19 protein-coding genes are annotated in these 18,842 nt (G+C 33.1%); 6 read left to right on the top strand and 13 right to left on the bottom strand.

Annotated features, from left to right (window positions below; genetic code table 11):
• Positions 1-99 precede the first annotated feature (99 nt).
• From AB4Y90_RS03070 to AB4Y90_RS03060, 3 genes are all read left to right on the top strand, one after another.
• Complete coding sequence (locus tag AB4Y90_RS03070) at positions 100-1,074, top strand: hypothetical protein (protein ID WP_441555877.1); 975 nt, start codon at positions 100-102, stop codon at positions 1,072-1,074.
• Positions 1,075-1,255: 181 nt separating this feature from the next.
• The gene (locus tag AB4Y90_RS03065) at positions 1,256-1,711 is read left to right on the top strand and encodes a hypothetical protein (protein WP_441555875.1); all 456 of its coding nucleotides are present in this window, start codon (positions 1,256-1,258) and stop codon (positions 1,709-1,711) included.
• A gap of 146 nt (positions 1,712-1,857) precedes the next feature.
• Entirely contained in the window at positions 1,858-2,367 is a 510-nt protein-coding gene (locus tag AB4Y90_RS03060; RefSeq protein WP_441555874.1) for a ferritin, read from the top strand.
• Between the two features lie 350 nt (positions 2,368-2,717).
• On the opposite strand, the gene AB4Y90_RS03055 is transcribed toward AB4Y90_RS03060, so the two are convergent.
• Positions 2,718-5,858: a UvrD-helicase domain-containing protein gene (locus tag AB4Y90_RS03055; RefSeq protein ID WP_441555872.1), complete on the bottom strand. Its 3,141-nt coding sequence runs from the start codon at positions 5,856-5,858 to the stop codon at positions 2,718-2,720.
• Between the two features lie 181 nt (positions 5,859-6,039).
• On the opposite strand from AB4Y90_RS03055, the gene AB4Y90_RS03050 reads away from it, so the two are divergent.
• On the top strand, positions 6,040-6,786 hold the full coding sequence (locus AB4Y90_RS03050) for a hypothetical protein (RefSeq protein WP_441555871.1): 747 nt from the start codon (positions 6,040-6,042) through the stop codon (positions 6,784-6,786).
• Between the two features lie 9 nt (positions 6,787-6,795).
• Positions 6,796-7,578, top strand: coding sequence for a carboxypeptidase regulatory-like domain-containing protein (locus AB4Y90_RS03045; protein ID WP_441555870.1), 783 nt, complete (start codon positions 6,796-6,798; stop codon positions 7,576-7,578).
• Positions 7,579-7,736: 158 nt separating this feature from the next.
• On the opposite strand, the gene AB4Y90_RS03040 is transcribed toward AB4Y90_RS03045, so the two are convergent.
• From AB4Y90_RS03040 to AB4Y90_RS03015, 6 genes are all read right to left on the bottom strand, one after another.
• Entirely contained in the window at positions 7,737-8,249 is a 513-nt protein-coding gene (locus AB4Y90_RS03040) for a GNAT family N-acetyltransferase (protein WP_441555869.1), read from the bottom strand.
• Positions 8,250-8,251: 2 nt separating this feature from the next.
• The gene (locus AB4Y90_RS03035) at positions 8,252-8,473 is read right to left on the bottom strand and encodes a PspC family transcriptional regulator (RefSeq protein WP_441555867.1); all 222 of its coding nucleotides are present in this window, start codon (positions 8,471-8,473) and stop codon (positions 8,252-8,254) included.
• A 3-nt stretch (positions 8,474-8,476) separates the two neighbouring features.
• On the bottom strand, positions 8,477-9,742 hold the full coding sequence (locus tag AB4Y90_RS03030; protein WP_441555865.1) for a DUF2851 family protein: 1,266 nt from the start codon (positions 9,740-9,742) through the stop codon (positions 8,477-8,479).
• 316 nt (positions 9,743-10,058) lie between these two features.
• Positions 10,059-11,207 carry an N-acetyl-alpha-D-glucosaminyl L-malate synthase BshA gene (gene bshA / locus AB4Y90_RS03025; protein WP_441555863.1) on the bottom strand — a complete coding sequence of 383 codons (1,149 nt, stop codon included), beginning with the start codon at positions 11,205-11,207 and terminating at the stop codon, positions 10,059-10,061.
• 99 nt (positions 11,208-11,306) lie between these two features.
• The gene (locus AB4Y90_RS03020; RefSeq protein ID WP_441555861.1) at positions 11,307-11,957 is read right to left on the bottom strand and encodes a hypothetical protein; all 651 of its coding nucleotides are present in this window, start codon (positions 11,955-11,957) and stop codon (positions 11,307-11,309) included.
• A 13-nt stretch (positions 11,958-11,970) separates the two neighbouring features.
• A complete protein-coding gene (locus AB4Y90_RS03015) occupies positions 11,971-13,701 on the bottom strand; it encodes a glycoside hydrolase family 3 protein (RefSeq protein WP_441555859.1) in 1,731 nt (576 codons plus the stop codon).
• Positions 13,702-13,812: 111 nt separating this feature from the next.
• On the opposite strand from AB4Y90_RS03015, the gene AB4Y90_RS03010 reads away from it, so the two are divergent.
• Positions 13,813-14,325 (top strand): hypothetical protein, encoded by a 513-nt coding sequence (locus AB4Y90_RS03010; RefSeq protein ID WP_441555857.1) that lies wholly within the window; start codon positions 13,813-13,815, stop codon positions 14,323-14,325.
• 80 nt (positions 14,326-14,405) lie between these two features.
• On the opposite strand, the gene ribA is transcribed toward AB4Y90_RS03010, so the two are convergent.
• The 6 genes from ribA to AB4Y90_RS02980 are packed head-to-tail and all read right to left on the bottom strand — an operon-like array spanning position 14,406 to position 18,738.
• A complete protein-coding gene (gene ribA / locus AB4Y90_RS03005) occupies positions 14,406-14,999 on the bottom strand; it encodes a GTP cyclohydrolase II (protein ID WP_441555855.1) in 594 nt (197 codons plus the stop codon).
• A gap of 13 nt (positions 15,000-15,012) precedes the next feature.
• Positions 15,013-15,468 carry a hypothetical protein gene (locus AB4Y90_RS03000; RefSeq protein ID WP_441555854.1) on the bottom strand — a complete coding sequence of 152 codons (456 nt, stop codon included), beginning with the start codon at positions 15,466-15,468 and terminating at the stop codon, positions 15,013-15,015.
• Entirely contained in the window at positions 15,465-16,076 is a 612-nt protein-coding gene (locus AB4Y90_RS02995) for a DUF4254 domain-containing protein (RefSeq protein WP_441555853.1), read from the bottom strand. Before AB4Y90_RS02995 ends, AB4Y90_RS03000 begins: the two co-directional genes overlap by 4 nt.
• 14 nt (positions 16,077-16,090) lie before the next feature.
• Entirely contained in the window at positions 16,091-16,309 is a 219-nt protein-coding gene (locus AB4Y90_RS02990) for a twin-arginine translocase TatA/TatE family subunit (RefSeq protein WP_441555852.1), read from the bottom strand.
• Positions 16,310-16,339: 30 nt separating this feature from the next.
• Positions 16,340-17,899 (bottom strand): peptidoglycan DD-metalloendopeptidase family protein, encoded by a 1,560-nt coding sequence (locus tag AB4Y90_RS02985; protein ID WP_441555850.1) that lies wholly within the window; start codon positions 17,897-17,899, stop codon positions 16,340-16,342.
• Positions 17,896-18,738, bottom strand: coding sequence for a DUF4292 domain-containing protein (locus AB4Y90_RS02980; RefSeq protein ID WP_441555849.1), 843 nt, complete (start codon positions 18,736-18,738; stop codon positions 17,896-17,898). The genes AB4Y90_RS02985 and AB4Y90_RS02980 overlap by 4 nt, the downstream gene beginning before the upstream one ends.
• Positions 18,739-18,842: the final 104 nt, after the last annotated feature.

The following is an 18,842-nucleotide window of genomic DNA, read 5'->3' as shown; positions in this document are numbered from 1 at the left end:
TAAAAAGAAGTTTTATCTGAGGATTTAACTTCTTTTTTGTATCTACATCAAAAAGACAAGAATGAAAGTTCTGATATTAACCAATTAATGATTATCAAAATGAAAAAAATATTTATAGGATTTGCACTTGGATTAGCGACGTTGACGTTTGCTCAGCAATATCCAAATAACGGTTGGGATAATGACGGATATTACGGAAATAATGACGGCTATTACAGTGATGAGGACGACAGAAATTATTTTCCGGATGACTATTATTACAATTATCCGCAAGATTATTATCCGCAAGACTATTATCAGAGTTATTACAATGATTACAGGCAGAGTATTATCAATATCAACTGGAATGGTTTTTTTATCCAGCACAGATTAAACCGTTGGCAAATTGATCAGATTTTGTATCTGAATAATTTATATTCAAGTTTTGCAGCGTGGAATAATTTCTACCGTTACAATCCGGACAGATGGTATTACGACAGGTTTTATGCAATGGAAAGAATTTTAGGACCAAGAGTTTTTGTTATATTTAAAAACAATTATTACCACGGTTCAAGCCCGATTGTTTATTTCCAGAATTACAGAAGAACGCATTATGTTCCGAGATTCAGGGTGACACCTCGATACAGAAATGTAAATATCAATATTTATAAAGTTGACAGAAATAGTTTCCGAAGAAATGACAATCCAACATTGAATATTGTAAGATCCAGAGATGTGGGCGGCGTACGAAAAGGAAATTCATCAGGAGGTTTTAGAAAATCAGATTCTGATAACGGAGTAAGAAACAACAACGGAAACAACGGGATTAGAAGCAATAACGGAAATGGCGGAGTGAGAAGCAATAATGGAGGATTCAGAAATGATAGCAGACGAAATGAAGGGGTGGAAAGACAAAGAGAAGCTGCTCCAAGACCTGAAACCCGTTCTCCAAGAAATAATGGAAACGGAGGATTCAGAAGCCAGCCAAGGAATGAGAATTCCAGCCCGAGACAACAGCATAGTTCTCCGAGACAGCAGAATAATTCTAATGAAGGAAGAAACTCTGGCTTTAGAGGAAACTTAGTCAGAAATTAATTTTCATATATTATATTTGAGTGGTGTTGAGAGTGGGTTTTATTACCTACTCTCTTTTTTATTTTGATATTTGTTAAATTATTAATAATAAAATTTAACATTATTTATGAATTTGGTTTTTAACTTATTGAAAATTTATGTATCAAAAAGATATAACAAAACAATTAATTAATTTAAGCACATGAAAAAATTAGTACTAGCCGCAGCCTTTATCGTAACAGGAAGTTTTGCAATGGCACAACAGGTAAATCCTCGTGATAAAAAAATGAACAGAGAGGAAATGCATAAAAAAATGGAGATGAAACAGCAGGCAAGAATGAATGATATGCAAAAAGAATTAAACCTGAATGAATCTCAGGTCGCAAAAATAAAAAGCCTGCATGAAAAACGTAAAGCCGAAATGAAAGCTGAGTTTGAAAAAAATAAAGTCGAAAGACAGGCTAAAATGGAAAAGATGAAAGCTAAAAGACAGCAAATGGATAATGAAATGAAAACCATTCTGTCTCCGGAGCAATATGATAAATGGCAGGCTTCAAGAAAAGCTAAAATGGAAGAAAGAAAATCTGCAATGAAAGAAAGAAAAATGAAAGGTGACAGAAAAATGATGGCAAAACCTCAGTCTGGAACTTCAATCTAAGCTGATATAGAAGTTCGTAATTTTGATTTTTAATGTTGGAAGGGTAGAAGCAATTCTGCCCTTTTTATATTCAATCTAAATCTAAATTTTGTGAAAACTTTCCAATTCGTCTTATAATCCGTAATTTTGAATATAAATTTTTTATTATGGTAAGTGAAAAAATTGCACAGCTAATAAACGAACAAATCGCTCACGAGCAATATGCGGCTCAATATTATTTATCAATGTCTGCTTGGTTTTCAGCAAAAGATCTTGACGGTATTGCCAATTACTTCAGAGTACAAAGCAAAGAAGAACTGATGCATGCCGATAAAATGTTTGACTATTTAAATGACGTTGGAGGTGAAATTATCTTAGGTGAAATCCCAAAACCCCCACACGAGTTTGAAAGTGCAACCGATATTTTTGAAAAAGCACTGGAGCACGAAAAGAAAGTAACAAGAAGTATTTTCAATATCGTGAAAAATGCAAACGACGAAGGAGATTTTGCAACGACTTCTTTTTTACAGTGGTTCATCAATGAGCAGGTAGAAGAGGAAGCGAGTGCTTCTCAATATGTAACGAAAATTAAAATGGTTTGCGATAACCCTTCTGCTTTATATCTTTTTGATCAGGAATTGGCGAAAAGAGTTTTTGTAGCAGATCCTACAGCTTAAAAAAAATTTTTTAAAATTGTGAGTTTCGGCGGCGCCAAAGGTGCCGCCGAAACTTTTTATAGATATTTTAGCACGACAAATATTAAGCGAAATGATTAGAGAAAAAGAAATCCGAAGGTTTACAATATATAAAAAGTTTCACTTTATTTATTTCGTTAAATAATTTTAAATATCAACCTTTTAAATTTTTTAAGCGAAAAATCAAAGATTTATTTACCAAAATACTTAAAGCGAAGCTCAACTTAATCAATCTTTAAAACTTAATAATTCTTAATGGTTAAAAAGTTTTGAATAGTTAAGATTTAAACTTCAATATTTTGCCGTTTTGAGATTGAAAGTAAAATAAAACTCTACAGATAAATCAGCTGCGTTTTAATCACCTTCATTCCCAGATTTTCTAAAACAGATTTATAGGTTTCGATTTGTTTTTCATTTTTTTCGGTTTCCATTCCTGTTTTAAAATCTACGATAATGTAGCCGTCATCACCTTTCAAAATACGGTCGGGTCGGTAAATTCTACTCATTCCTCTTTCAGAAATCATAATATCTTTCTCGTTAATTACCTTCCATTTTTCGTCAAAAAATTCTGAGTATTGATGGATGATATTTCTGAGATCGTCTTTAATATTTTCTTTTTCATCCAACGTGATTTGACCTTCCAGAACATAGCTTTCCAATACTTTATCAATGTCTTTTTCGGTGTTGATTTTTGAAAGCAGTTCATGCACAAAAAGTCCGATTCTTACTTTCTCATTTCTTACCTGATAATTTTTTGAAGGCGTTGCAATCTTTATCGAACTGGTATTTTCATGCTCGTTTCTCAGGGTTTGAATATTTTCGGTTTTAAACTCAGATTTTTTATGAGAGATTTGCTTTTTCAGCATTTCAGGATGAGTTTCATACAAATCAAATTCATCGAGATCCTGAAGATTTTTAGACTGAATAAACTCTAAAATTTCTAAATTATTGGAAGTCTTATTTTGTTTCTGAAGATAAAAAAACAACTGTTCTACAGGTCGCGTTGTGGCAACATATTGCAGACACAATCTGTCGACAAGATTTTTGTAAGAATTTTCCTGGTTAAATTTCTCAATGCCTTCGTCATACACTTCAAGATTTTTATTGAATTGATTAATGTTGACAGATTTTAAGGCAGATTTTTCATCCGTCTCAAACCAGTTGCTGAATTCGGAATCGCGGTTTTTATTCATCATCGGAATGAAAACGACCGGAAATTCCAATCCTTTTGCTTTGTGAATCGTCATGATCTGAATGGCGTCAATATTTTCAGAAGCTTGAATCGTGTAAGTGGAAGCTTCTTCGTCCCAATATTTCAAAAATTCTTTGGTACTTGCTCCTGCGTTTTGGGTAAAATTGAAAAGCATTTCCAAAAAATTGAGCAGAAAATCGGTTTCTTTATGCTCAATCGAAAATTCGTTGATGTAATATTCAATAAAATTATAAAGATTAAATTTCGGGAAATGATCCTGCTTTAGTTTTAAATGATACTTTTCTTCAATAAATTGAATGATGGTTTCATGCTGCTCCAAAGCAAGAATTTCTTTCATTTCTAAAGTGAAATCCGGCATGTTGATTCTTCCGAGCCTGTTGAGATAAAACATCATCATGATAAGATGAGGTTTGTTTTTCGGATTGGTTCCCCATTTCAGAAACTCAACAACCGCTCTCAAAGTATTTGATAATTCTAAAGTTAAACCCTTATCTGAGATCGTTTTAATATTGGTTTCTTCGCCATTGTAACTGACTTTCAGGTTACCAAGTTTTTGTGAATAAGAAAAAATATCAAAATTTCCACGGCACAAAATTGTAATATCTGAAAACCTGAATCCRTTATTCAGACATTCCTGAATATCTTTCTGCATTTTATCGGAAACATCATTGTAGAAATCTTCATTGGTCAAATTTTCAATGAGATTTACTTTTACTCTTCCGTCAATAATTGATTTTGGATTTTGCTCACCATCCACTCCAAAAATATGCTGATGCTCTTCTTCAAGGTTTAAAGAATGAAAATGATACAGTTCATTATTAAACTGAACGATATTTTTAGCACTTCTCCAATTATCTTTCAGAACTAATAATTCAGCTTTCTTAGGCGTAAATTCTTTTTTGTTGATAATATCAAGCATCAGTTTACTTTCGCCGCCACGAAAACGGTAAATACTCTGTTTCGGATCGCCAACCAAAGTAAAAGAAGTATTTTCTGTCGAAATACTGTGATCTCTCAACGGAACAAAATTTTGCCACTGAAGTTCTGAAGTATCCTGAAATTCGTCAAAAAAATAATGCTGAAATTGTGAACCTACTTTTTCATAAATAAAAGCTGAAGGCTCATTTTTAAGATTTTCATTAATCAGAATATTAAATTTTGAAAGCAGAACTAAATCATTTTCTTCCTCAATTTTTCTCAATTCATCCTGAATATCTTTGTTCACTTTTAAAGGTAGCAAAGCGGAAAGTATTTTTTCTTTTTTCTGAGTTTCAATAAAAAGAAGAATGAGTTTCATTCGGTTTTCAAGAAGCTGCTCCAGAATTTCTGAAATTTCAGTGTCTTTATGTTTCGATTTTGTTGCAGTTCCTTTTAAATAATTATTTTGAGCAGATTCTTCATTTGTTGGAAAAGGAAATTTATCTCTTTCTTTTTTATAAAATCTTTGAACTTCTATAAAAAATAAGCCTAAACCGTTCTTTTTTCCACCCGAGAAATCTTCAATCTCAATATTTCTTGATTTAAATAATTCAATGGAAGCTAAAGCTAATTCTAATGACTGCTTTTTGTTGAGCGTAATATCTTTTCGTAAAGTATTTTTGATGTTTTCATAATTTGCATCGTCAAATTCTTTATTATTTTTGAGATGCTCATAGTGAATATCTTTTACAAATTCTTTCGCAGAATCGTAAAGATTTTTGTTGAGATTAATTCTCTCGTTATTTTCCAGGCTGTAATCCACATAATCCATAAACGAGTTAGAGATATTCTCATTTTCCCCGATCTGATCAAGCATTTTATCAACGGCTTCAATCAGAAACGGTTCTGCATCAATTTCGAGATTAAAATTTTTCGCCAGACCCAATTCATAAGAAAAACTTCGTACCAACCGAGAATTGAAACGGTCAATCGTTCCGATATTCAACGTAGAATAATTGTGAAGAATATAATCCAGAAGTTTTTTTGAACGGTGATGAAGTTCATCAATCGTTATTTTCAGACCTTCAGCCTCAAAAATTTTCTGAATGTTTTTTAAATCATTATTTTCAGTATAATTATTTTCGGTAAATTTATTGAGCCACGAAAGAATTCTTTCTTTCATTTCGTTGGCGGCTTTGTTTGTAAACGTCAATGCCAAAATATTTCTGATCGATTGATGCTGATTCGGGTATCTCAGGCAAATCATCAGAAGTCGCTGTACAAGAGCATAAGTTTTTCCGGAACCTGCTGAAGCGTTGATTACTGTATAAGAATTAGACATTTTTGGCAAAAGATTTTATGCAATTTAGATAAAATTTAATTGAAAATTTAACAAATTTAAGCTGATATTTTAACAGTTTTGAACTTTAAATTCAAAAAAAATATTAAAAGCCGTTAACTCTGGTTAAACTTGCTGCAATAATGAAAAATAACTTTAGTTTTGTTTAATAAAACAATAGTCTGTGAAATTTAAACTACTCTTTATTTTATCATTTATTTCTTTCATTCAAATGAATGCCCAAAATTATATTTTTGGAAAGATTTCATCTGAAGAGCTGTCTGAAGTTCCCAATGTGACGGTTATCAATATACGTACTGATGAGCAGGTGCTTACCAACAGAGACGGTCACTTTATGATTTCCGGAAGGCAAGGCGATATTCTCAGGTTTTTTAAAAACGGTTTTGAAAGAAAAGATCTGAAAGTTTCTAAAGAAAATGTAGAATCACCAATGAATGTACAGTTGCTGAGAGCTGCAGAACTGATTGCCGAAGTTGAAATAAAGAAAGGTCTCAGCGGTGATCTTAAAATAGATTCTAAAACGCTAAACCAACCGGTAAAAGTTCAGAAACTGAAAGCTGAGATTAATAATTATCTTAAACAAAAATCTGATCCAAGAATTTTAGCGGCAAGACCCGGTGAATTTGTACAGCCAAAAGGGCAGGGTTTTTCGATTGGAAAAGTGAAAAACAAATGGGATGATCTGGATCTGGCAAATTATCTTGCTTATGCTTTAGGAGATCAATATTTTACAGACTTAAAAATAGAAAAACCTTTTATCAACCATTTTATCAACTACGTTCTTGCAGGCGGATTTGAAAGGCAGAAAATCTTGAAATACGGCTTTGTAAGCGATGCCGATCTGATGAGATTTCAAAGGGCGGTTTTGATGCAGATTTCTTCCTACCGAGCTCCTCAAACTCAAAAATAAGCACAAACGATGAGAAAAAATTTTACTGTATTTTTCTTTTTTCTTACCATATATTCTTTTGGTCAGCAGAAAATATCAGGAAAAACTTTGAGCGAGAATGATATGATTGTTACTTCGGTTTTGATTGTGAATATTTCCAATGATCAAAAAGTTTACAGCAATTCTCAGGGCGAATTTTCTATTGAAGGTTCAGAAAAAGATGAGATCAGATTTATAAAAAAAGGTTACGAAAGAGCATCAAAAAAAGTTATTGATCCAAAATCTCCAATGAATGTGGTTTTGGTAAGAATCCCTGAAGAAATTGAAGAGGTAGAAATAATTTCCACAACCGGTGATCTCACTAAAGATTCAAAAAAGTTGACTAAAATCGATAAAAAGGAACAGCTTCAGAAAGCAATTGGTCTTCCGAAATCTCCTGAGAAACCTCGTGAAACTCCGGCTGAAGTAAAGCAGGTTTTGTTAGCAGCAGCTTTCGGTAACCTTAATATTCAGAGTATTTATGATTTGGTAAGCGGAAAATCAAGAAGGCAGAAAAGATGGTATAAATATGAAGATATACAGCTTGATATTGCCTGGATCAGAAAGAGAATTGATGATGAATATTTTGTAAAAGAAGACATTCCTGCCGAAAGAATTTCGGAGTTTTTAGAATTCAGCTTTATCGTAAAGCCTGAAATAAGAACATATGTGAAAGCCCAAAATATCAACAGGGTAATGTTTGGTTTAGATAATGTACTTCCTGTGTATGTTGACCGGCTTAAGAAAAATAATAATACTGCTGAGGAAAAATGAGAATGTTTGTGCAAAGTTTTTTATGCTCAAAATGATTCTTTTTTACTCCCACAGATTTCACGGATTTTCACAGATTTTATTTGATAAAAAATTCACATAATCATCTGTGAAAATCTGCGAAATCTGTGGGAAAGAATCCAAAGTAAAAACTTTATATTTTAATGATAAACAATATCATAAATTTCATCCTTCACTTCCTTTAAATTTTCCGGTAGATAATTGGCAAGAAGCCAGAGCTGAAGGCTTTTTTTACCTTCACCATAACTTGGCTGCACATACATTTCGTCAATCAGATTAAAGCCGTTTCTCTGGTAAAACGAAAAACGTCGTTTAGCATCTTCGTTCAATTGTTCAGGCTCTATTTCCAAAATAATTCTGGGGTGATTTTTAAACAAATAATCTGTAATATAAGAACCTAACTTTTGATTTCTGAATTCCGGGAAAACTTCGAAATGTTCCACAAAAGTATAGTTACTCAGTTCCCAAACGATAAGATAACCAATGTTTTCGGATTGATTTAAAACAGAAATTACTTTCACATTCGGATGCTCAAATAATTGTACAAATTTGTACCAATCACGTCTCTCATCTTCAGGAAAAGACGTTGTATAAGCATTGAAAATCTGTTGCACACGATAATCATCGGGCGAAGTAACCTGCAAAAATTCCATAATTAAAGGTCGAAAACACTTGGTCTTCTGGTGACAAAAATATCTTTAATCCAAAGAGTAAAAGCCAGACCAAGATAGATTAAAAAGAAAAAACCTGCCGTTGCAAACGTAGAATAAATAAAGAAAACTCTCAGTTTAGAAACCGGAATTCCCAGTTTAGCACCCATTCTTGTGAGAACTCCGAACCATTCGCGTTCCATTTTATGGCGTAGATTATCAAACATTTTTTAAGATTCTTTTAAAATTTTAAATCCGATACCGCAATTTAAGCAATTTTTTGTTTCGCAATAGTTTTTAAAATGATAAATAAGACTTTGACTTTCTAAAGAATTTTTGATCTTTACATCTAATTTTTTCCATTCTGTAATTACCGAGTTTTTTTCAGGCTGAATTTCGCTGTAGAATTTGAGGATCTCATCGTTGATATTTTCATTCTGGTATTTGTGATAAGTATATTTTACGGGAAGAACGGCATTTAAAATAATCAATTCAATGAAATCTTTTGTTACAATTTTTGGCTGGTTTATAGAAGATGTTTTTCCGAAATTGAAATGGTTATTCCAATATTCTGAAGCATTGATGTCTTTGAAAATTTCAATTAACTTCGTTGTGCTTTCTGCAGAAATAATTTTTGAAAATAAATTTTGATGTTGAAAATAAAGTTCGGCAAGTTGTGATAAACGGATTGTAGGGAAATTTGGCGGTCGTAACCGAAGAAATTTGGGATGAATTTTAATCTCTGAAATATTGTATTTAGCTTTAATAAAATCAAATTCTCTTTTCCATATTTTCATCTGCGAATCTTGTGGATTTTCGAGCCAACCAGAAATTCCGAAAAATAAGGCTTCAAGCTGCAGTTTATTTTGCCGGATCTTATTAATGATGCTAAAATCAATACTTTCCGCAATTTGCTTAAATATTGAAGCATTTACTTTTAAACCGAAAGAATATGCGAGGTAATGAAACATCACAGCTTCATAATTATTTTTGTGGCGGTGCAGATCTGCTTCTATTTCTAAAGATTTTTCTTCTAATTTTTTAAGCAGATTTTCTTCATGAAAGTTAACCGGGATTTTTGCAGCGCTGAAAACCTTTTCACATGGAATAAACTGATTTTCCTTCAACAGATTCTCATACTTTTGGAAAATATTTTTATCGATGTGATCTTTTAATTCCAATGTCGGAATATTCAGGTTTTTTAACTCTGCAATATCAATATCGTTCTGAAAAACGACATGCAAGATGATGTTCTGATAATTCGGATCTTTTGCATGCTGATGAAAAATCCAGTCAGAAGATTTTACATGAAGCTCTATATTTCCTGCAAGAATAAGGCTTTTGGTTTTAATTTTTGCCATCAGAAAATCCGGGCCAGAATCAGTATTCCATTTCCCGAAATCTAATATTTCGATAGCATTCCCGTCGGTATCTCTGAAGTTGAAGTGAGTGAAAATTTTAAAATTCCAAAGGTATTGAAGTAATTTTTCGTTCATCAGTTGTGGTTTTGTGTTACAACTAATGTAGTGATTTTTTTTAGATTAATTTTTTTTATGGATTTTTGTGTCGCTCCTCCGGAGCTCACTACTTTGCAAGACAGGTTGTTACAAAGRTAGCGCTCCTCCGGAGCGCCGCAATTCGCAGACTGACTAATGTTTTCTACAAAAGGTTCAGCTCCGAAGGAGCTGAACTGAAATAACTCAATAATTTTTTTAATCCCAAACGATGTATTTAATTTAGATATTTTCAAAAAAATAAACAAAAAAAGTCAGAGAAATTACCCTGACTTTTAGTTTTATTTAGAAACCTATTTTAGGCTTTTGCCGGCTCTTTTTTAAAATTCGCAATTGTAGTTTTATACATTTCCTCATAAATAGGAAGGATGTTTTTCAGATCAAATCTTACGGCTTGTTCTTTAGCATTAATCTTCATTTGTGCTAAAAGTTCGTCGTTGCTAAGAAGTTTGATGCAATAATTACTCATTGCTTCCACGTTACCGATTTCTGCTAAAAATCCGGTTTCCCCTTGAATGTTTACTTCAGGAATTCCGCCTGCGTTTGAGCTGATTACCGGAGTGTAGGCTGCCATTGCTTCTAAAGCTGCCAAACCGAAGCTTTCCTGTTCGGAAGGAAGCAAAAATACGTCTGAAAGCTGTAGAATTCTATACAGATCATTTACTTTTCCTAGTAATCGGATTTTTGAAATGAGGTCTGGATTTTCTTCTAAAAACTGATTTACCTTTTCCATGTCGGGACCTTCGCCGATGATGATCAGCTTAGATTTTACTTTCTTTTCTACGTTTTTAAAGATTTGTAAAACTTCATCTACACGTTTTACAGGACGCAGATTGGAAACGTGGATTAATATTTTTTCGTCAGGATTGGCAAACTGTGTTCTTTGGCACTCGTTGCAGTCGTCAAATTCAGAATTATCAATAAAATTGGTAATCACCTGAATCTCTTTTTTGATATTGAAAAACTGCAATGTATCTTTTTTCAGGCTTTCGGAAACTGAAGTAATGGCATCCGATTTATTGATTGAAAATTCTACCGCATGTTTATAGCTAGGATGTTGACCCACCAAAGTAATATCTGTACCGTGAAGTGTAGTCACCAAAGGAATATCGTTGTTGTCTTCCTTTAACATTTGCTTTGCCGTAAAAGCTGCATATGCATAAGGAATGGCATAATGAGCGTGAAGCAAATCTAATTTATATAAATTCACAACACGGTAAATCATCGAGCTCAACGCAATATCATAAGGTTGATATTGAAAAAGAGGGTAAGTCTGAACATTTACCTTATGAAAGAAAATATTGGGATTGGTAATATCTAATCTTGCAGGAAGAGCAGAACTGATAAAATGTACTTCGTAGCCTTTATTTGCCAAAGACATCCCGAGTTCTGTTGCCACGATTCCGCTTCCGCCGTATGTTGGGTAGCAAAGTATGCCTATTTTCATCTCTTATTTTTATTTAAAGAAGTTAAAGCTTCTTGTTTGTTAAATTTTATTTTTTATCAATAGAAACTGCCATTATAAGATGGAAAGTGTCTAATAAAATTATTTTAATTGCTGTAAGCAATTTTCCTCATAATATTTAATAAGCACATCTACTTTATGATCTGTAATTTGTAGTTTTCCACTTTCAAAATCACTGACTAACTGAGGGCATTTATCTTTGAAGAAGTTTTTTACGTGTCTTTTAACTAAACTTTTTTTATTAGGCGTCCAGGTACTGTTGATAAAATAGACCATTACAGGTTTTTCATTTTTGTATTGGAAAAAATAATTGGTCAGCATAGAAGGTGTAACTGTAATATAATAGATATTATTTCTAATACCTCCATCAAAACTATCAGAAACATATGTTGAAATGACACCATCGGATATTTTTCTCATCCAAATGTATTCAGTTTTTGGTTTATCTGAAAATACATAATAAATAAATTCTTTCAATTCTAGTGTTATGGTTTCGTTAGTTTTGGTATCAAGATATTCTATTTTGTCAAGTAATTGAACCTTTATTTTTTCTTTTTTCTTAGAGCCATTTTCTTTAAATAGAAGTTTAGATTCGCCATTTAGTGCAGCATCAGCTTTACCACTTCTTACAGTACCGTCAAGAAAATGTAATTTTGCTATAAAAATTTGAGCTTCTAAATTATAAGCAAATAATAAAAAGAGAATTGTAATAATTTTAAAATTAATCTTCATTCGTATTATTTTTTTATTTTGAAGTGGTGAATTCTGTTGATGTTGAAAACTTAAATGGATCTAAGGTAATCCCCATTCCCGGTTTTAATTTTTCGTTGACCAAAACTGGGAGTTTCCCCGAGATTTTGGTTTTTCCACGGAACGCATCTGCAGTTGCCGTCATTGAATCATCGTTGTTTTCGTAAGATACCAAAACGGTGGAAACTTTAGAAATATCAATGTCTTTCAATGCATATGCGCTTCCGAAAATATTTAGAATGATATTTTGATTTTTAGTTAAATCAGATAAAACCTTTTTAGATTCTGCGGAAATTTTATAAGGTTTGTAAGCGGTGGAATTATCTTTATGAAAACCTACAATTACCGTTGAGTTTGCCGGAATGGTATTGATTTCTGAAGCCTTTTTGATGATTAATTTAGCATCTAATTTTAACCTGTTTTCAAAAGTCTGATAAGGAGCTTCTTCCAAAGGAACGTAATAATATGTCGTATTAAAATTTAACGGAAGCAATTTCTTCTTGTCTTTTAATAACGTCAAAGCATTAGAGTAAAGATTTTGAACCAGTTTTGTATGCGAATCATTATTGAGGTCATAATTTACATTTTCAGGATTTTTGGGAGTGTATTCGTTTAAACCCAAAAAATATTTGGTTAATAAAATCTTTTTTACGCTTTCTTCCACTCTCGATTGAGAAATTTCTCCTTTGTCGATAGCTTTCTGGATGAGTTTTTTCCCTTCTGAAACACCTTGTGAAAAAAGCATGATGTCATTTCCTGCTTTAAATGCTAAAGCATCGAGTTCGCCCGGTTTGTATTTATTGGCTACAGCGCCCATGTTTAAAGCATCGGTAATAATTAAACCTTTATAATCAAGCTTTTCTTTTAATAATCCTGTGATAATATTTTTTGAAATCGAAGCAGGAATTCCTTTTCCCGATTCCAGGCTTGGAACGTATAGATGGGCAACCATTACACCGCCAATTCCTTTATTCATTAAGGCTTTGAAAGGCGCCAATTCTATTTTGTTTAATCTTTCCAGATTGTGAGAAACTACGGGAAGATCAAGGTGAGAATCAGTGTTGGTGTCGCCGTGTCCCGGAAAATGTTTGATGGCAGCAAGAATATTGTGGTCTTGCAAACCATTTGCATAAAACAATGCAGATTGGGTAACATTTGAAACTTCAGAACCAAAGCTTCTGTTCCCGATAATCGGGTTATTGGGATTTGTATTTACATCGACAACAGGTGCAAAATCCCAGTTGATGCCCATTCTTTTGCAGTCTTCGGCAATTTTTGCTGCCATTTGATAAATCAGATTTTTATCCTGAATCGCTCCCAAAGTCATTGCCCACGGAAATTTGTGAGCAGTGTTGATTCTTTGGTAAAGTCCCCATTCAGCATCCATTCCGATCATTAATGGTACTTTAGATTTTTGCTGAAATTCATTTACCAGATTAATTTCTCTTGCGGCATCATCCTGCATTAAGATCAATCCGCCGATTTTATCGTTTACAACAATGTTTCTTATTTGATTGATGTGGTTTTCGTCTTTATTGGTGTAAAGCGCAACAATGAAAAGCTGACCCAGTTTTTCATCCTGTGAAAGACTGTTGTAGGTTTGGTTTACCCATTCTTTTGCTTTTTTGAGATCCTGTTTTGAAATATCTTTTGGCTGATATTGCGCCGAAAGATTTAAACTGAATAAAATGGTAACTAAGAGAAAATTAAAAACTAATTTCTTCATGATTTTTGAATATGAACAAAAATACGATTAAAAAAATGATGAATACCAAAGTTTTTGTGATTTTTGGTATATGTTTTGATTCCGCCTTTAGTAATATTAAACTTATTTAAAATGAAAAAAATTATTCCATTTATAATGCTTGCATTTGTCAGTGTATTTACTGTGAGCTGTGATAACGATGATGATGTACAATATGTAGATAATGACACCATTGCAGGAGTTATTGAGATTACAAGAAATTTCCAATATAATAGCTCAACCGATCAATATTTTATCAACCAGTCGATCAGTATGTTGGATTCTGATATGGCTTTGGTTTACAGATTAAAAGATACATCCGGAACCAATGATGTTTGGGAACAAATACCTAAAACAGTATATTTTAGCAACGGAAATGAAATTGATTATGATTTTGATTTCACTAAAAATGATGTTCAAATTTACATCGGAGCAAATTATGATATTGCAACAACTCCGCAATTTTTAAATAATCAAACATTCAGAATTGTTTTAGTTCCTGCAGATTTTTTAAATAAAAATGCTACTCCTCCTGTTGATTACAGTGATTACAATGCGGTTATCAAGTATTTTAAAATTAACGATTCAAAAGTTATTAAATACTAATTAAGAAAATCTTTTCAAATTTTTATAATAAAAAAGCGCCGGAAATTTATTTTCGGCGCTTTTGATTTATTTGTTTAAAATTATTTCTGATCATCTAAAAAATGACCGAAGAAATCTTTTTTTGTCTGTAAATATCCTTTGCTGTTTTCATTTGCGGGAATTTGCAACGGAATTCTTGAGTTGAGATGAATGTTGCTGTCCTTTACAAATTTTACTTTTTCAGGGTTGTTTGTTAAAAGGTTGATATTTTCTACTTTAAGCTGGGTCAGGATTTCGATGGCAATGCCAAAATTTCTGTCATCTGCAGGTAAGCCAAGCTCAAGATTTGCCTGTACCGTATCAAAACCTTTTTCCTGGAGAGAATATGCTTTTAGCTTATTGATGATTCCTATATTTCTGCCTTCCTGGCGAAGATAAATAATGATTCCGCCGTTTTCGTGCATATATTTCATTGCTGCATCAAGCTGCTGTCCGCATTCACATTTTTTTGAATGGAAAACTTCTCCGGTAATGCATTCAGAATGAAAACGTACATTCACAGGCTGAGAAAAATCTGTGTTTTCTGCGATTACTGCCATGTGCGGCATCCAGTCATTTTCATCTTCCGAGAAAGCGATCATTCGGAAATTACCGTGTTCTGTAGGAACATTAGCTTCCGCCTGAATTTTAATCATTGAATTGTTTTGTTTATTTTTTTCCGTTTACAGAATCTTCTATTACGGTAACGTTAGTTTTTAGTCTTACCAAATATCTGTTGAGCACTTCATCTTCATCTTTCTTCAGATACTTTCTTAGCTTTTGAATGTTTTTATAAGATTTTTCCAGATTTCTGATGGTTTTATTTTTACCTGAAGAATTACCAGATGATATTGCATAAAGATAATTCTGAAGAGTATATTTCAAGCTGCTTACTTCTTCGTTTACGGCAGTATTTGTAAATTTAGGAAAGGTAGATATCAGATTGGTGATCTCCGAAGCATTTACATTTTCGGTAATATTGACACTTATACTTTTTGAATTTTCAGAATCAGCAGATTTAGAATCACTTGAAAATGTGTTTGATAAAGGCGATAAATTCAGCTTTTCAGAGGCACAGGAAGAAGTGATTAATAACAGTAATCCTAGAAAAAGTAGTCGTCTCATTTTTGCTCCTTTTGGTAAAGGATTGGGTTAAGACTTTCATCGTTGTACATTTTCATTTGTTTGTACACTTTCATCTTAACATCACCGTTTTCAATATCTGTAAGCAATTGAATAATTGAAGTTGACAAATCTTCTTTCTGGGTAAGCAACACATCTAATTTTGCCTGGCAATTCAAACGATGCTCCTCCGAAGCAGATTCTCTGTTAGCTTCTAACGACATATGATAAACCTTCAGTGCCAAAATAGATAATCTGTCAACAGCCCAAGCTGGAGTTTCTGTATTTATTTTTGCATCAGGTTTGGGAGTAATATTTTTATATTTATCTAAAAACCAACTGTCTATAAACTCCACCAAATCAGTCCTTTTTTGATTTGAAGCATCTATTGTTCTCTTTAGCTGAAGAGCATTTACAGGGTCTATGTTTTCATCTCTAATAATATCTTCCAAATGCCATTGAACGGTATCAATCCAGTTTTTAGCATACAAAATCCGTTCCAAAGTATCTACTTCAAAAKGGTTTTTCACAGGTGTTTCAACGCTGTCTAATATATGATAATCTTCAATTGATTGGTTGAAGATCTTCCAGGCAGTATCGGTGAAATTCATTTAAAATTGAAGAATTATAAGTTGCTGTTTGTATTGTTGTTTGAAGAAGTGTTTTCGGTTGTCTTTGCTTCAGGTTTGTCTTCTTCTTTGATAGCATCTTTAAATTCTTTAATTCCAGAACCCATTCCTCTCATCAATTCAGGGATTTTTTTACCTCCGAAAAGTAATAAAAGAATAATGGCAACGATAAGGATGTGCTGCCAAGATAAGGCAAGTATTGTTAATGTATACATTTCTAAAATTTTTGCAAAGTTAATCTTTTTTTAATATGAAACCCAACCTAAAGGGTCAACTGCATTATTTCCGTTCCAGATCTGGAAATCAAGGGTATAAGTACCGTCAAAATCCTGAGCTACAGCTCCAACTACCGTTCCTGCAGATACCTGCTGATTTTTAGAAACCGTTGTACTGCTAAGATTTGAATAGATCGTAAAATAATCGCCATGTTTTACCATTACCGTTCTTGTACCGTCTGCTGAAGGAATTACCTGAGAAACAACTCCTGGGAAAACTGCTCTTGCAGACGTTCCTTTTGCTACAGATATCTTGATCCCGTTATTTTCTTCCCAAATAGATTTAAACACAGGATGTTGCTGTCTTCCGAATCTGTGAGTGATCGTTCCTTGCGCAGGCATAGAAATTCTACCTCTGTTTGATGCAAAATTACTTCCTGCAGCTGGAGCAGATACTCCATAATTGGTCATTGCTTTCGTTTCTGCTGCTTTTTTATCGCTTTCTTTTTTCTTTTCCAAAGCTTCTTCTGCAGCTTTTGCAGCGTTTAGTTTTGCAGTGGCTTCTTTAGCTCGCAATGCAGCTTCTTCAGATGCCTTTTTAGCGGCAATTTTTCGGGCTTCGTCTTTTGCACTTGCTTCGCTTCTTGCTGCCTCTTCATTTCTTTTTCTTTCCTCTTCTTCTCTTTTTGCAACCAGTTCTGCTGCTTTTTTGGCTTCTGCTTCAGCCAGTTTTCTTTCTCTTTCCAAAGCTTCTGCACGTGCTTTTGCTTCAGCTTCTATTTTTGCTTTCTCTCGGTCTGCTGCTATTTTTGCCAGACGTATTTTTTCTGCTTCCGCTTTTCTTCTGTTTTCTTCTTCAGCTTTAGCAATTCTTATTTCTTCAGCGATAATGGCTCTTATCTGTTTTTCTAAAGATTTAGACTGGGCTTGCTTTTGTTTAAGATCGGCAGTAAGTTTGGTTTCGTTTTTCTTGAAATCTGTTACCAGCTGTTCTTTCTGAGTACGCTCTACATTGATCGTTGTTAAATCTTTTTTCTGATTCACTAAAAGGTTTTCTTTCTCTGTTGCCGATCTCTTTTTCTGCTCGATCGATTTTTTAAGCGCAACAGCAGCTGTTGTTATTTCAGCAGCTTTTTTATCCTGATAATCTGAATATTGTTTTAAATACTGTACTCTTCGTAAAGCTTCTCCTAAACTTTTGGATGACAGTATGAAGGTTACTTTATTTTGTACTCCTTTATTTTTATATGCATTTACCAAAACCTGAGCGTAGTTTTTTCTTAAAACGGCAAGCTCCCGGTTTTGTCTGTTAATTTCCAATTGACGAAGATAAATTTCATCCTCGATGAACCTTTTTTCTTTCTGGGTATTGTTGTAAACCTTTTCTCTAAGCGCTAATTTTTTATTAACGTTATTCAGATATGATATCGATAATTTAGATTCGTTTCTGGTTTTTGCCAAATCTGAATTTATCTGGGCGATCTGTTTTTTTAGGTCAGCATTTTGCTTTTGCAGCTGTTCTTTATTTTGTTGGCCAAATTGTAAACCGAACACCAAAATGCCTATTAAAAAGCTAATTTTTTTAATCATTTAATATCAATTTTCTTATAATTGGCTGGAACAGAATAAGGTGTTTCCATCCTCGAAAAGTCAAATTTCGTGTTTTCCAGTAAAATTTGGCTTGTTTTGGAACCTTTTATAATTATTTTAACATTTTTCGGCAGCTTCACTTCATTCGGAAAGGTTTCCCAGTTTTCATATACGATTTCAATGGCATCGTTGGATTTTACGTCCTGCAATTTTACCCAGTTTAAATTGAAATCCTCGGTGTATTGCATCTCTACTTTGTATTCTCTTGTAACTTCGTTGGTAACGATTTTCTGATTGGTAATCGAAGTCAGCTGATATCCTTCAGAATTTTTCACAATTTTAGAATTACTGTTGGTGATATGCATAAATGTGCGTCCCATCAATAGTTTCTCTAAAGTTTTATAATCAATAAAATTTACGTTCAGAAGATTGTTTAGGTAATCAAAATCAGAATCGATATAGTTTTTATTGTATCTGTCCATCGCCTTTATTCCTTCAGGAGTAATGATCGCTCTCGCTGCAGGAATGATTAAAAACGTAATGTTTGACCATATTTTTTTGTCGCTTTCAATATAAATTACGGCATCAAGCGGACTTACCCTCAAATCGCTTGCTGTAATCTTACTATTGATTTTTATATGTTCAAATTTAGGATGCAGCAATATATTTTCATAAAAAGTCAGACGATCCTGAATGTTTTTGGCATCTTTAGGATCATTCTGAGATGAGTTTTGTATCTGGATGCTGTCGTTCTCAGAAGAATTTTGATTAAGAGCTTTTCTGCTTTTGCAGGAAAGTACAGTCAATGTAAGAATCAGGAAGATAGCCCAGTTTTTCATATGATTTTTTTATAGATTTCAGCCAATAAAATCTTTCCGATTCCATTCGCAAATTTTTACTAATGTTTTGCAATATTAACGCCAAACCACACAAAGTGTTATTG

Source organism: Chryseobacterium sp. 2TAF14 (assembly GCF_052115105.1).
Classification (GTDB): Bacteria; Bacteroidota; Bacteroidia; order Flavobacteriales; family Weeksellaceae; genus Chryseobacterium.
Note: the sequence above shows the minus strand (reverse complement) of the source record. Positions and strands in the feature narration are given on the sequence as shown.